This window comes from Merdimonas faecis, from assembly GCF_001754075.1.
GTDB classification, from domain to species: Bacteria; Bacillota; Clostridia; order Lachnospirales; family Lachnospiraceae; genus Merdimonas; species Merdimonas faecis.
This window is the reverse complement of the sequence record NZ_MIEH01000007.1, coordinates 132,648-145,377: the sequence shown is the minus strand read 5'-3', so window position 1 is coordinate 145,377 and position 12,730 is coordinate 132,648. Positions and strand designations below refer to the sequence as shown.

Below are 12,730 nucleotides of genomic sequence, written 5' to 3'. Positions count from 1 at the left end.
CAATGAATTTATCAGATTCAAAGAAAAAACTGGCACTGGCCGGTGTAGTATGCGGAATCGTAGCGGCGCTTCTGGCATACTTTGGTAACCCGGCAAATATGGCGTTTTGTATCGCATGCTTTATCCGTGATACCGCAGGAGCGCTGGGAATGCATCAGGCAGAGGCTGTACAGTACGCAAGACCGGAGATCATCGGCCTGGTGCTGGGATCATTCCTGATTTCCGTGGCTACGAAAGAATATCGTTCTACAGCCGGTTCATCGCCGATGATCCGTTTTGTACTGGGCATGATCATTATGATCGGGGCGCTGGTATTCCTGGGATGCCCGCTGCGTATGGTAATCCGTATGTCGGCAGGAGATTTGAACGCATGGGTTGCACTGATAGGGTTTATCCTGGGAATCGCGACGGGCGTATTTGCGCTGAAGAAAGGGTTCAGTCTGGGACGTGCTTATATTACAAATAAAGAAAGCGGAGCAGTGATCTCTGTAATCGTCCTGGGAATTCTGATCCTGGCGCTGTTCACCACACTGTTAAAGAGCAGTGAGACAGGACCGGGAAGCATGCATGCACCGGTGATCCTGGCTCTTATCGGCGGACTGGTATTCGGGGCTTTTGCGCAGAAGTCCAGGATGTGCTTTGCCGGAAGTATCCGTGATATCATCCTGATGAAGAATTTCGATCTGTTCTGTGTGATCGCGGGTCTGTTTGTTGTAATGCTGGTATTTAATGTGGCAACCGGACGTTTTGTGCTGGCATTTGACACACCGGGAATCATCGCTCATTCCGAGCATCTGTGGAACATCCTTGGCATGTATACGGTGGGCTTTGCCGCGGTATTGGCCGGAGGATGCCCGCTCCGTCAGCTGATCCTGGCCGGACAGGGGTCGTCCGATGCGGCAATGACGGTGGTAGGCATGTTCGTGGGAGCGGCGCTTTGTCACAATCTGGGACTGGCAGCCAGCGGAACCGCCCTGGATGCAAAGACGCAGGAAGTGGTTGCCGGAGCAGTGCCGTTAAACGGAAAGGTCGCATGTATCATCTGCATCATTCTGTTATTTGTGATCGCGTTTACGAATAAAAGAGAGTCGAAAGCATAAGAAATCTTGCTTTGACGGTTGAAATGGAGAAAAAGGAGTAGTATCCTAGGAAAGAAGGTAAAAATATGAAGGAAGTAGATGCAAGAGGGTTATCCTGTCCGGAGCCGCTGATGCTGACGGCAGAGGCGCTGAAAGGGGCATCCGAACCTGTAAAGGTTCTGGTGACAGAGCCTCATCAGAAAACCAATGTAGAAAAATATGCCAAAGATCACGGCAAGAAATCGACAGCAGTGGAGAAGGACGGATACTTCGAAGTGGTGATTGAGTAACATGAGAAAAAAAGAACTAAAGCTGGTCGTGACTTTCCATACGACCGCTGACGCAATGGCAATGGAAAAGTTCTGTAAAGAGCAGGAGACGCCGGGGAGGATCATTCCGGTGCCAAGAGAGATTTCTGCAGGCTGCGGCCTGGCCTGGTGTGCGCCGCTGGAAGACAGGGAAAAGATAGCGGCAGTAATGAAAGAAACCGGGATTGAGGAAGAGGCCATGCACGAATGTATGGTATGATAGCAATATTTAAAAGGACTGTGCTTTTTAAGGCACAGTCTTTTTATGTGGATAAGTTGACATTTCCGTCAGAGATATCTGCCGTTTGGACAAAAGCCATTGAATCATTTCTTTAAATAGATAAAATATAAGCATAGCAAAAGAACGGACAGCAGGCTTTAAAGGAAGTAAAGAGAGAAGAAAGAGGGAATGAAACAATGGAAAAGAAAAAGAAATTTTCGATATCTCTGACGACACAGATCCTGATCGCCACGGTAGGCGGTATCGTGTTCGGAGCTCTGGTAGGGCCATGGGCCGGAAACCTGAAGTTTATCGGAGATATTTTCCTGCGGCTGATCCAGATGTCGGTTGTGCTTCTGGTCATGTCTTCCGTTGCGGCGGCAGTCGGCGGCGGAGATGGAAAAGATGTAGGAAAGATGGGAGTACATACGATCAAGTGGATCGTGTTTTTTACCGCCATTGCGGCAGTGCTTGGAGTTGTACTTTCAACACTGGTAAAGCCAGGGCTTGGGATTGATCTTTCCGGTGCGGAAGAAGTGACAGAGAAAGCGGTAGAAGCTACGTCTCTTCAGGAAACGCTCCTGAACTTTGTTCCGACCAACGTGGTTGAGTCTATGGCAGATGGCTCTATGGTACCGTGTATTGTGTTTGCGATATTCTTTGGAGTGGCAATGGGCGCATACACCCGTCAGACAGGCAACCGCAATATGGCTGAATGGGTGGTTGGATTAAATAAAGTAATCACCAACATTATTAAAACAGTTATGTATATTGCGCCGATCGGTATCTTCTGCCTGCTGGCAGATGTTGCCGGATCCACCGGATTTGCGGTGATTATCCCGATGGCGAAATTCCTGGGAGTACTTCTTGTTGGCGATGTGATCCAGTTCCTGATCTACGGACCGCTTACGGCAGCGCTGTGTAAGGTAAATCCGCTGAAGATGCCCAAGAAATTCGGGAAGATGTCTCTGATGGCAGTAACGACCACATCAGGAGCGATCTGTCTTCAGACAAAGATGGAAGACGCGGTGACCAAGTTTGGCGTCAGCCGCAAGGTTGCAGACTTTACAGGCCCGATCACCATGTCTATGAATAGCTGTGGCGCTGCGATGTGCTATGTAACGGCAATCTTTTTCATGGCACAGTCAACAGGCGTTAATATGACTACTTATCAGATGGGCATGGCGATCCTGTTATCCTGCCTGATGTGTATGGGAACCATCTCGGTGCCGGGAGGCTCCGTGATCGTGTATACCTTCCTGGCATCCTCACTGGGACTTCCAATGGACAGTATTGCCGTTCTGATTGGAATCGACTGGTTTGCAGGAATGTTCCGTACATTGATGAACGTGGATGTGGACGTCATGGTAGGTATGCTGGTGGCCAAGAAGCTGGGCGAGCTGGATCTGGACGTGTACAACGAAAAGAAAACAGTCGCATACGAATAAGCCATTTTCTAACAAATCATACATAAAACTTTCATTGGGGACGGGGGATTTTTAAAAATCCCCCGTCCCCAATTTGGTGTTTTTTACGTTATCCACATTTTTATCCACAGATGTTATCCACATTCTGGGGATTCCGTATTTCTATGAATGGCGGAAGGGATCGTTTTATGGTATGATGGTTACATTAAATGTGCGTTTGAAAATGCAGGATCCGGAGGATATGGAAAATGAGAATACATATGGAGAGCCTGATCTTTGAAGTCACGCTGAATATTGCTCTTCTGGTGCTGGTGGCAACACTGCTTTCTAAGCTTCAGGTGATTCAAACTACGATCTCTCAGGAACGCAGAAGCTTTGCGGGGCAGGTGTTTCTGGCGGCCGTGTTCGGCGCGGTCATTATTTTGTCGGTCTATACAGGGATCGAGGTTGGCGGCTACAATATGAATACGAGGGTGATTGCCGCTATTGCATCGGGAATCCTGGGAGGGCCGGTGGTAGGAATGTATGCGTCCATGATCGGTGCGGTTTACGTCTATTTCCTGTCGGGGGATCCGGCGTTTGCCATGGCGTCAGCATTCTCCACGGTTCTTTTCGGACTGCTGGGCGGCGGGTTCTACCCGTATTTTCAAAGGGGGAAGTGGAAATACCGGGATCTCTTCTTTTTGACATGTTTTGCGGAAATTTGTGATCTGGTTATTATCCTGCGTATGGTAAATCCATTCTCTCTTGCCCTGGAAACGGTGATGCGGGCGGGACCGCTGATGACGGTGATGAACGCTGTCGGGATCCTGTTGTTTATTTCCAGCTTTAACCATATTTTTATCCGGCAGGATATTGAGAGCAGCCGTCAGCTGCAGCGGGCATCAGAGCTGGCAAAACGCTGCATCCCTCTTCTGGGGAACGGCCTTCGGGATAAGGAGAATATGGAACGGCTGGTAGGAGTCCTGATGGAGTCCAGTGGATGGACGGGCGTAATACTGACGGATAAAGAAAAAATCCTGGCATGGGAGCAGAAAGAGGAAGAGACAGAAGGGCAGGAACGGCAGTTCTGGCCGGGAAGCCTTCCAGGCCAGGACGGTCAGGATCAGGAGAACAGAGGAAGGGAAGGAGCGGCTTCGCTGCCGGAGATTAGCGAGATCCCGGAAATTGGCAGGGAAGCGATGGAAAAGGGAGAATTGCTGATTGCGTATAAAGTTCCGAAAACCAGTGCATGGTATGAGTGGATGAAGGATTACTCAATGATCGCAGCCCCTTTCCTGATAGAAAAAGAAGCGATCGGAAGCCTGATCGTCTGGACAAAAAAGCAGTGGGTGTTCCGTCAAAGTGATGTAGAACTCTTGCAGAATCTGGTAGAGATTGCATCGGCACAGATCGCGCTGTCGGAGCTGGAACGCCAGAGGATGCTTCGTCAGCAGGCTGAATTTAAAGCGCTGCAGTTTCAGGTCAACCCGCATTTCCTGTTTAATGCTCTTAATACGATCTCTTACGTCTGCCGTGAAAACAGCGGCCGGGCCAGGGAACTCCTGGTCATACTGGCGGAGTATTTCCGCTATAATCTGGGCGAGGGCAGGTATATGGTCCCGATGGAGGAAGAACTCAAGCATGTCAGAGACTACCTGGAGATTGAGAAGGCGCGCTTTGAAGACAAGCTGGAGGTGACCTATGATCTGCCGGAAACTATGGATATCAGAATTCCGACGCTCATCCTTCAGCCCATTGTGGAAAATGCAGTGCGTTACGGCATTGGCAGGGACGGGAAGAGAAAGGTGCATATTGCCGCAGAACGGGATAAGGGAGGGATCGTTGTAAGCGTCCGGGATCAGGGAAAAGGCTTTCAGGAAGAAATACTGGAAAAACTGGAAAGAGGCGAACCGGTTGGCGGAAGCATAGGGCTTCGAAATGTGGATCAGAGAATGAAACGGACGTATGGAGAGGACCATGGGATACAGATTTCAAGTACAAATGAAGGAAGCTGTGTGAGGCTGTGGTTTTCAAAGGAGTGCAGAAAAGAAACGAAGGAAGGGGAGGACATGCGGAAATGATAAAGATAGCAGTTGTCGATGATGAGAGACCGGCAAGGAGCGAGTTGAAATACCAGCTTATGGAACTCCTTCCGGAGGCAGAGATTGACGAAGGGGATTCCGGAGCGGCAGCGCTGAAGCTTGCCGGGGAAGGGACCTATGATCTCTTTTTTCTTGATATAAATCTGGGAGACATCAGCGGAACAGATCTGGTGCATGCGGTCCAGACCATGCAGCCTCGGGCCAGGATCGTTTTTGTAACCGCATATTCTGAATATGCGGTCGCTGCTTTTGAACTGGGCGTTGTTGATTATGTGCTGAAACCTTATGAAAAAGGACGGCTTAAGAAAGTCCTGGACCGGTGCCTTGCACATGACCAGGGACAGACAACGGCAGGAAAGATGAAGATGCCCCGAAAGATTCCGATCAACAGTGACGGAAAGACTATTTTTGAGAATGTGGAGGATCTGGTTTTCCTGGAAACATATCAGAGGGGATGTCTGATTCATACGAAAAAAAGAGAGTATTATGAGGGAAAAGGGATCGGCGAGTTTGAAAAGAGACTGGGAGGAGGGCCCTTTTTCCGGTGTCATAAAAGTTATCTCATCAATCTGGAGAAGGTGCGCGAGGTGTTCCCCTGGGGGAATAACAGCCTGGGTGTAAAAATGGAAGGCTATGACAAAACGGTCATCCCGGTTGGCAGAGAAAAGACAAAGACACTTAAAAGTCTTTTGGGCTGGCAGTAAAAAGGCGCTGTATAGCAGAGGTGCTATACAGCGCTCTTTAAATGCCATTTACAAAGGTATCCAATACGTGGGGGAGAAGCCGTGAACTATATTCGCTCAAAGAATATTTCCCCCGGAACAAAGCCCAGTCATACAGGAGCGCCCTTTCAAACATGGCATATATTTTCATGAGTTCTTTTGCAGAGCTGGTATCTTTAAATTCGCCGTCTGCCAGCCCGTCCTCCAGAATTTCCGTGATCCATTTAAAGTAAAACCGTTTGCTGTCGGATAGAGATTTCTTCCCTTTGGTAGTCAGCTGTGAGGAGTACAGGAAGGCAAGAAGATCAATATCCACGCTGGTCTCGATCATATAGAACAGCTCATGGTTCAAATAGAGGAGTTTGTCATAGGCTGACATCGCCGGATCAATGACTGCAGCCAGTTCCTCATATTTCTCATCGAACAAATCTGACAAAGAATTCAGCAAGGCCTCTTTTCCTTTGAAATAGTGGTAAAAGGTGCCTTTTGAGGTTTTAGAAGCAGAAATGATATCTTCTACAGTCGTCTGCTCATAGCCTTTTTTGTAGAAAAGGTTCCAGGCGGCTTTTACAATTCTGCTTTTGGTGGAGATTCTTTTCCGCGGCATGGGAATCCCTCCCTTTCTGTGACTTTCTGTACTTCCCTACAGAAAGATTTTAAAAAGCAGAAGCGGATTAGCCCGCTAACCCGCTTCTGCTGTAAATGTCTGCTGGTTGATATTACGCTGCCGCAATTAACCTACCTGGAAACCATATTTCAGTGGATCCGTCGGGTCGATCAGGTATGTAGCAACACCTGTCAGGTAAGCGCTTCCTGTGATCATCGGGATAACTGCATCGTAATCAGCAACCTTTGTGGTTTCTTTGATCACGCCTTTGAAGATGCTGCCCATGAAGCTCTCATAGCGGAACTCTTCGCCGACCTTGATCTCTCCCCAATGATGCAGGGTAGCAAGTTTTGCGCTGGTACCGGTTCCGCAAGGAGAACGGTCAGCCATAGCATCTCCGAAGATAACAACGTTTCTTAAATCAGCTTTGTCTTTGTTTGGTGTTGGTCCGTAGAACTCAACCAGGTCAACGGTATCAATATCAAGCTCAGGATGCTTTACAGGGATTTCCTTGTTGATCACATCCAGCATCTTCATTCCAAGAGCTGTGTAAGCCGGAACAGATTTTGCGTTGATCTCTCCGATATCAAGCTGTGTGGTGTCTACCAGAGCGAAGAAGCTTCCGCCGAAGGAAATCGTGAATTTGATTTCTTTTCCGTCGATGGTTACAGTCTGGTTCTCTTTGTAAACAAATGCAGGAACGTTTGTCAGTGTAACACTCTCAACTTTTCCGTCCTTTACGATAGCCTTTGTGCGGATCAGTCCGGCAGGAGCGTCCAGAACAACTTCGTTTTCTCCTTCGTGGGACTCAACAAGACCTGCTTCGATCGCAACAGTAACAGCTCCGATCGTGCAGTGTCCGCACATGTTCAGGTATCCGCCTGTATCCATGAACATTACGCCAAAGTCAGCTTCCTTGTTGATTGGTTCGCAAAGGAAAGCTCCGAACATGTCGTGGTGTCCTCTTGGCTCAAACATCAGGGCAGTACGTACATTGTCGTAGTTTTTCTCCATCCATTTTTTCTTTTCGATCATGGTGTTTCCCTCTGGCTCCGGGAAGCCGCCGATGACCATACGGCAGAACTCACCCTCGGTATGAGCGTCTACAACCTGAAGAGCTGCCTCAAACCGGTCAAAGTTAACATTCGCTTTTAACTCCATAATTTTGTCCCTCCTTAAAATTTTTCATGAAGTTACTCATAGATGCAATCTATAAGATTCTATAAAAACACGAAAAAACCGTCCCCAGGCTTTTAGGTGTCTTATATAAAAACGCAGGTGAACATGGAAAAAAACTGGCAAAATTATACAGTAGGCACATTTTGCGAGCTGTAATAAACGACAGAAATTTAACAAATAGACTGCGTTCTAGTACCATGTTCAGTTCTTATCCTTTATTATGGCTGAAAGAGGTTGAAAAGTCAATGCTTTTTTGATATTATAAAAATGAATAAAAGTTGTTGAAAAGTGCGGGAAAGTGTGTTATGGTTATTGGGCATAGATGGGGGTAGATGGGTGACTGGTGTGCCTCCTAGTCTTCAAAACTAGTGTGGGGCGTTAAGAGCGTCCTGGGTGGGTTCGATTCCCACATGCCCTCGCCAGAAAAGAACATTTTGCTGTTAAAAAAATCGCAAAAATGTTTCCATAGATATTTTTTATAAGTCATGCGTGAAAGATGCGTATGAAAGTCAGGAAAAAAGAATAAGTAAGGAGACTGGCAAGTTTCACTTTTACTTATAAAAAAGAAAAAGGAGATATGTGTCATGGGAAACGTACAAATTTTATTGCGTCAGCACGTTGGTGCACCATGTGCTCCCTGTGTTGAGGTTGGGGCGGACGTGAAAAAAGGCACTCTCATTGCTGCACCGACAGGGCTGGGAGCAAACATTTTTTCCAGCGTGTACGGAAAAGTAACAGAGATTACTGACGACAGGATCATTATTGAACCGGCGGCAGAACAGCCAGATGAATTTGTTCCGATCGATGTGCCGGAAGACGCCAGCAAACTGGACATGGTAAAGGCGGCTGGTATCGTAGGTATGGGCGGGGCAGGATTCCCGACTGGCGTAAAGCTGAATATCAATCTGGCAGAGACACCTCTGGCTGAGCTGGATCCTGAGATCAATCCGGAGCTTCCGGCAGACTTTAAGCTGGAGCATAGCTATATCCTGGTAAATGCGGCGGAGTGTGAACCGGGACTGGAGCATAACATTAAACAGCTGGTAGAACAGACTGATAAAGTGATCCGCGGCGTGAAGTACTGTATGGAGATCACACATGCGGATAAAGCGATCTTCGCAATCAAGAAAAAGCATCATGATGCTATCAAGAAGCTGGATGCGGCTCTCAAGGATGAGGCTGATATTTCCATGCACTTCCTGGCAGACATCTATCCGATGGGAGAAGAGCGTGCGGTCGTAAGAGAATGTCTTGGGGTAAACCTTCTTCCTACACAGCTTCCTTCTGCAGCAAGATCCGTAGTTGTGAACCTGGAGACCGCTGCAAAGGTGGCAGAGGCTATTGATGAGAAGAAGCCTTGCATCACCAAGAATCTGACTGTCCGTGGAAAACTCAACGGCGGAAATGCCGCACATGTATTCATGGATGTACCGGTAGGTGTCAGCGTCGGAGAGTTGATTGAAAAGGCCGGCGGAATCGACGGCGAGTACGGCGAGATCGTAATGGGCGGAGCTTTCACAGGAAAGTCCACTACGGTAGACGAGCCGATCACTAAGACAACGGGAGGAATCCTTGTCAGCGTAGAGTTCCCGGATCTTCACGGGGCAAATGTAGGACTTTTAGTCTGTGCATGCGGCGGAAGCGAAGACCGTATGCGTGAGATTGCTGAGAAGATGAATGGAAAGGTCGTATCTGTATGCAGATGTAAACAGGCGATCGAAAGCAAGCCGGGCGCACCGCTGAAATGTCTGCGTCCTGGAAACTGTCCGGGACAGGTAAAGAACAACCTGCAGTTTAAGAAAGATAAATGTGAATACATCATTATCGGAAACTGCTCTGACTGCTCCAATACTGTTATGGCATCAGGCCCGAAGATGGGACTGAAGGTATTCCATCAGACAGACCACGTTATGAGAGCGGTTGGACATCCTCTTTACAGATCTCTGAAGATCTCAAAAGAGGTAAGCCAGGATATCGATTTTTAATATCGGTTCCCGGAAAACAACGGTATTACTGTCATGTACCGCCAGGACAGAAGATCCCCGATTCTTTTGTCCTGGGAGAGAAGAGAGGACTCCTCCCGGCGGATATATGACTGTATATATACAAACAAGCCCATAAGGGCGTGCCTAAGCAAACCAAACAAGGAGGGAAAACAATATGTCAATCACAGCTGAAACAGCGAAAGAACATGCTCATGATCCTGCGGTATTGTGTTGCAGAGCCGAAGCTGGAATTACAATTGAGCCGGCAAATCTGGAGGATCCGGCAATCTTTGATGATCTGGTAGATTCCGGATTATTAAGCCTGGATGGCTGCCTGACCATTGAAGAAGTATTAGGAGCAAAATTGACAAAAACTTGTGATTCTCTTTGCCCACTGACTGCTGATGTACTGGATGGAGTAAAAGCTCCGAGCGCACCGGCAGAAGAGGAAGAAGAGGAAGCAGCACCGGCAGCGGCACCTGTAGCAGCGCCGGCAGCAGCACCGGTAGCAGGCGGTGTTATGAAGATCCACATCGGAGAAGGAAAGGATATCGACCTTGAGATCCCGGTTGGAGCACTTGGAGCAGGCGGAGCAGCAGCAGTTGCTGTACCGGCAGGCGCTGAGAGCACTGTAGCAGGAGCAGCACCGGCAGAAGCTGAAGAAGAAAAAGTTGTAAGAACTCTGACAAGAAAACACTTTAACATTACAGAGGTTAAGAGAGGACCTGAGACAAAGATCGAAGGAACGACCCTTTACATCCGTGAAGGAATCGAGCAGGAAGTTATCGACAATCAGGAACTTGTAAAAGATTTCCACCTGGAGATCATTACTCCTGAGAACTATCACACCTACTCCGAGACTATCATGGACGTACAGCCGATCGCTACAAAAGAAGGCGATGCTGACCTTGGTACAGGTGTAACAAGAGTACTGGACGGCGTTGTAATGATGCTGACAGGAACTGATGAGGATGGAGTTCAGATCGGTGAGTTCGGATCTTCCGAAGGATATCTGGATGAGAACATCATGTGGAACCGTCCTGGATGCCCGGATAAAGGAGAAATCTTTATCAAAGGTAACATCGTGATCCAGGAGAAGACAAACATGGAGCGTCGTGGACCTATGGCTGCCCACACTGCTTTTGACGTAATCACTCAGGAAATCCGTGAAGTGATGAAAGAACTGGATGAGAGCCTTGTTTCTGATACAGAGGAACTGAAACAGGTTCGCCGTCCTGGAAAGAAGAAAGTCGTTATCGTTAAGGAAATCATGGGACAGGGAGCTATGCATGATAACTTCATCCTTCCTGTAGAGCCTGTTGGAATCCTTGGCGCAAGAGCAAACGTAGACTTAGGAAACGTTCCGGTATGCGTATCTCCGCTGGAGGTTCTGGATGGATGTATCCATGCGCTGACCTGTATCGGACCTGCTTCTAAAGAGATGTCCAGACATTACTGGAGAGAGCCTCTGGTTCTGGAAGCACTGCATGATCCGGAAGTTGACCTCTGCGGCGTTGTATTTGTAGGAAGCCCACAGATCAACGCAGAGAAGTTCTATGTATCCAAACGTGTTGGACACACCGTAGAAATGATGGACGTAGACGGAGCTTTCGTTACAACAGAAGGTTTCGGAAATAACCACATCGACTTCGCAAGCCATATCGAGCAGATCGGTATGAGAGGCGTTCCGGTAGTTGGAATGTCCTACTGCGCAGTACAGGGAGCTCTGGTAGTTGGTAACAAACACATGACATACATGGTTGATAACAACAAGTCCGAGTCTGGTATTGAAAACGAAGTTCTTGGCTGCAACACTCTTTGCGAAGAGGATGCAATCCGTGCTCTGGCTATGCTGAAGACAGCAATGGGCGGCGAGGAAGTTAAAGCTGCTGAGAAGAAGTGGAATCCGAACGTTAAATCTACAAACGTAGAGCTGATCGAAGCTGCTTACGGCAAGAAAGTTGACCTTGTTGATAATGAGCAGTCTCTGCCGATGAGCCAGAAACGTAAGGAAAAATACGACTAAATCGGGTGTTTTGAATGAACAACGAGCGTTTGCATTATGGTGACAAGATCATTTATATGGAAGGGGTTGTTGTTGATGTTGATGACTGCAGCATCAGCGTGGATCTGAAAGGAAGACTTGGATTCTTTAAAGCCCCGAAGCGGATGTTCATCTGTGATACCGAACCTAAGGTAGGACAGGAGATCGGATGGAATATGAGCTTCCCCGAACAGCTCGGGCCGGAAATAAATGAGAAATATGTCAGCAACATTGAAAAAGAACGGCGCAAACAAGAAGAGATGCGTACGCGTTTGGATAATAAGGAGGTCTAAAAATGAGTTTAACGGTTGTTAAAGGTTTACAATCTGAAATCTTCGTTCCTATTACTCCACCGGCAGTATGGACTCCTGTAACAAAAGAGCTGAAAGACATGTCTATCGCTCTTGCGACAGCAGCAGGTGTTCATAAGAAATCCCAGGAAAGATTTAATCTTGCTGGTGACTTCACCTGGAGAAAAATTGAGAACACCACACCATCAAGTGAACTGATGGTATCCCATGGCGGATATGATAACAGTGATGTTAACAAAGACATCAACTGCATGTTCCCGATCGACAGAATCCATGAGCTGGCTGCAGAAGGCTTCATCAGAGCCTGCGCTCCGGTACACGCTGGATTCATGGGCGGTGGCGGAAACCAGGAGAAATTCAAACATGAAACTGGTCCGGCTATCGCAAAAATGTTCACAGAAGAGGATGTAGACGCAGTTATCCTCACCGCTGGCTGAGGTACCTGCCACCGCTCTGCAGTTTTGGTGCAGAGAGCGATTGAAGAAGCTGGAATTCCTACAATTATCATTGCAGCTCTTCCACCGGTTGTTCGTCAGACCGGTACTCCTCGTGCAGTTGCTCCGCTGGTTCCTATGGGAGCTAACGCAGGTGGACCGCACAATGTTGAACAGCAGACACAGATCGTAAAAGCTACTCTTGAGCAGCTGATTAAGATCCAGACACCTGGAACTATCGTACCGCTGCCATTTGAGTACGTAGCAAAGATCTAAGGAATGTTAAGGAAAGGGCAGATGAGATTTCATCTGCCCTTTAATAAAATGGAG

The 12,730-nt window shown here is 47.9% G+C and carries 13 protein-coding genes and 1 tRNA gene; 12 read left to right on the top strand and 2 right to left on the bottom strand.

From position 1 onward, the window contains the following. Positions 1-2: 2 nt before the first annotated feature. The 7 genes from yedE (at position 3) to BKD12_RS03560 (ending at position 5,822) form a co-directional block, all read left to right on the top strand. Positions 3-1,100, top strand: coding sequence for a YedE family putative selenium transporter (yedE, locus tag BKD12_RS03590; protein ID WP_070087956.1), 1,098 nt, complete (start codon positions 3-5; stop codon positions 1,098-1,100). A 65-nt stretch (positions 1,101-1,165) separates the two neighbouring features. Beyond that, the gene (locus tag BKD12_RS03585) at positions 1,166-1,369 is read left to right on the top strand and encodes a sulfurtransferase TusA family protein (RefSeq protein WP_070087955.1); all 204 of its coding nucleotides are present in this window, start codon (positions 1,166-1,168) and stop codon (positions 1,367-1,369) included. A gap of 1 nt (position 1,370) precedes the next feature. Further along, positions 1,371-1,607: a putative Se/S carrier protein gene (locus tag BKD12_RS03580; RefSeq protein ID WP_070087954.1), complete on the top strand. Its 237-nt coding sequence runs from the start codon at positions 1,371-1,373 to the stop codon at positions 1,605-1,607. A 197-nt stretch (positions 1,608-1,804) separates the two neighbouring features. After that, on the top strand, positions 1,805-3,055 hold the full coding sequence (locus tag BKD12_RS03575) for a dicarboxylate/amino acid:cation symporter (RefSeq protein WP_070087953.1): 1,251 nt from the start codon (positions 1,805-1,807) through the stop codon (positions 3,053-3,055). A 76-nt stretch (positions 3,056-3,131) separates the two neighbouring features. Continuing rightward, a complete protein-coding gene (locus tag BKD12_RS16830) occupies positions 3,132-3,314 on the top strand; it encodes a hypothetical protein (RefSeq protein ID WP_176730916.1) in 183 nt (60 codons plus the stop codon). Beyond that, positions 3,283-5,097 carry a LytS/YhcK type 5TM receptor domain-containing protein gene (locus BKD12_RS03565; RefSeq protein WP_070087951.1) on the top strand — a complete coding sequence of 605 codons (1,815 nt, stop codon included), beginning with the start codon at positions 3,283-3,285 and terminating at the stop codon, positions 5,095-5,097. The genes BKD12_RS16830 and BKD12_RS03565 overlap by 32 nt, the downstream gene beginning before the upstream one ends. Further along, on the top strand, positions 5,094-5,822 hold the full coding sequence (locus tag BKD12_RS03560) for a LytR/AlgR family response regulator transcription factor (RefSeq protein WP_330385524.1): 729 nt from the start codon (positions 5,094-5,096) through the stop codon (positions 5,820-5,822). The genes BKD12_RS03565 and BKD12_RS03560 overlap by 4 nt, the downstream gene beginning before the upstream one ends. A 37-nt stretch (positions 5,823-5,859) precedes the next feature. On the opposite strand, the gene BKD12_RS03555 is transcribed toward BKD12_RS03560, so the two are convergent. Both BKD12_RS03555 and BKD12_RS03550 read right to left on the bottom strand, forming a co-directional pair. After that, on the bottom strand, positions 5,860-6,447 hold the full coding sequence (locus tag BKD12_RS03555) for a TetR/AcrR family transcriptional regulator (protein ID WP_070087950.1): 588 nt from the start codon (positions 6,445-6,447) through the stop codon (positions 5,860-5,862). A 126-nt stretch (positions 6,448-6,573) separates the two neighbouring features. Continuing rightward, positions 6,574-7,608 carry a proline racemase family protein gene (locus BKD12_RS03550; RefSeq protein WP_070087949.1) on the bottom strand — a complete coding sequence of 345 codons (1,035 nt, stop codon included), beginning with the start codon at positions 7,606-7,608 and terminating at the stop codon, positions 6,574-6,576. Positions 7,609-7,950: 342 nt separating this feature from the next. Here BKD12_RS03550 and BKD12_RS16825 point away from each other — a divergent pair. The 5 genes from BKD12_RS16825 (at position 7,951) to prdB (ending at position 12,676) form a co-directional block, all read left to right on the top strand. Next, a tRNA-Sec gene (locus BKD12_RS16825) sits at positions 7,951-8,048 on the top strand. A gap of 162 nt (positions 8,049-8,210) precedes the next feature. Continuing rightward, entirely contained in the window at positions 8,211-9,611 is a 1,401-nt protein-coding gene (locus tag BKD12_RS03545; RefSeq protein WP_070087948.1) for a proline reductase-associated electron transfer protein PrdC, read from the top strand. A gap of 175 nt (positions 9,612-9,786) precedes the next feature. Continuing rightward, complete coding sequence (gene prdA, locus BKD12_RS03540; RefSeq protein ID WP_070087947.1) at positions 9,787-11,637, top strand: D-proline reductase (dithiol) proprotein PrdA; 1,851 nt, start codon at positions 9,787-9,789, stop codon at positions 11,635-11,637. 14 nt (positions 11,638-11,651) lie between these two features. After that, on the top strand, positions 11,652-11,948 hold the full coding sequence (locus BKD12_RS03535) for a CBO2463/CBO2479 domain-containing protein (RefSeq protein WP_083262817.1): 297 nt from the start codon (positions 11,652-11,654) through the stop codon (positions 11,946-11,948). Between the two features lie 2 nt (positions 11,949-11,950). Further along, positions 11,951-12,676 carry a D-proline reductase (dithiol) protein PrdB gene (prdB, locus tag BKD12_RS16375; protein WP_083262816.1) on the top strand — a complete coding sequence of 242 codons (726 nt, stop codon included), beginning with the start codon at positions 11,951-11,953 and terminating at the stop codon, positions 12,674-12,676. The last annotated feature ends 54 nt before the right edge of the window (positions 12,677-12,730 follow it).

Bases quoted from the DNA above. Each gene is read 5' to 3' on its own strand.
- BKD12_RS03545 (WP_070087948.1), top strand. From the start codon at position 8,211: ATGGGAAACGTACAAATTTTATTGCGTCAGCACGTTGGTGCACCATGT.
- BKD12_RS03555 (WP_070087950.1), bottom strand. From the start codon at position 6,447: ATGCCGCGGAAAAGAATCTCCACCAAAAGCAGAATTGTAAAAGCCGCC.
- BKD12_RS03550 (WP_070087949.1), bottom strand. From the start codon at position 7,608: ATGGAGTTAAAAGCGAATGTTAACTTTGACCGGTTTGAGGCAGCTCTT.
- BKD12_RS03560 (WP_330385524.1), top strand. From the start codon at position 5,094: ATGATAAAGATAGCAGTTGTCGATGATGAGAGACCGGCAAGGAGCGAG.
- BKD12_RS03535 (WP_083262817.1), top strand. From the start codon at position 11,652: ATGAACAACGAGCGTTTGCATTATGGTGACAAGATCATTTATATGGAA.
- BKD12_RS03575 (WP_070087953.1), top strand. From the start codon at position 1,805: ATGGAAAAGAAAAAGAAATTTTCGATATCTCTGACGACACAGATCCTG.
- BKD12_RS03585 (WP_070087955.1), top strand. From the start codon at position 1,166: ATGAAGGAAGTAGATGCAAGAGGGTTATCCTGTCCGGAGCCGCTGATG.
- prdA (WP_070087947.1), top strand. From the start codon at position 9,787: ATGTCAATCACAGCTGAAACAGCGAAAGAACATGCTCATGATCCTGCG.
- yedE (WP_070087956.1), top strand. From the start codon at position 3: ATGAATTTATCAGATTCAAAGAAAAAACTGGCACTGGCCGGTGTAGTA.
- BKD12_RS03565 (WP_070087951.1), top strand. From the start codon at position 3,283: ATGAGAATACATATGGAGAGCCTGATCTTTGAAGTCACGCTGAATATT.
- BKD12_RS03580 (WP_070087954.1), top strand. From the start codon at position 1,371: ATGAGAAAAAAAGAACTAAAGCTGGTCGTGACTTTCCATACGACCGCT.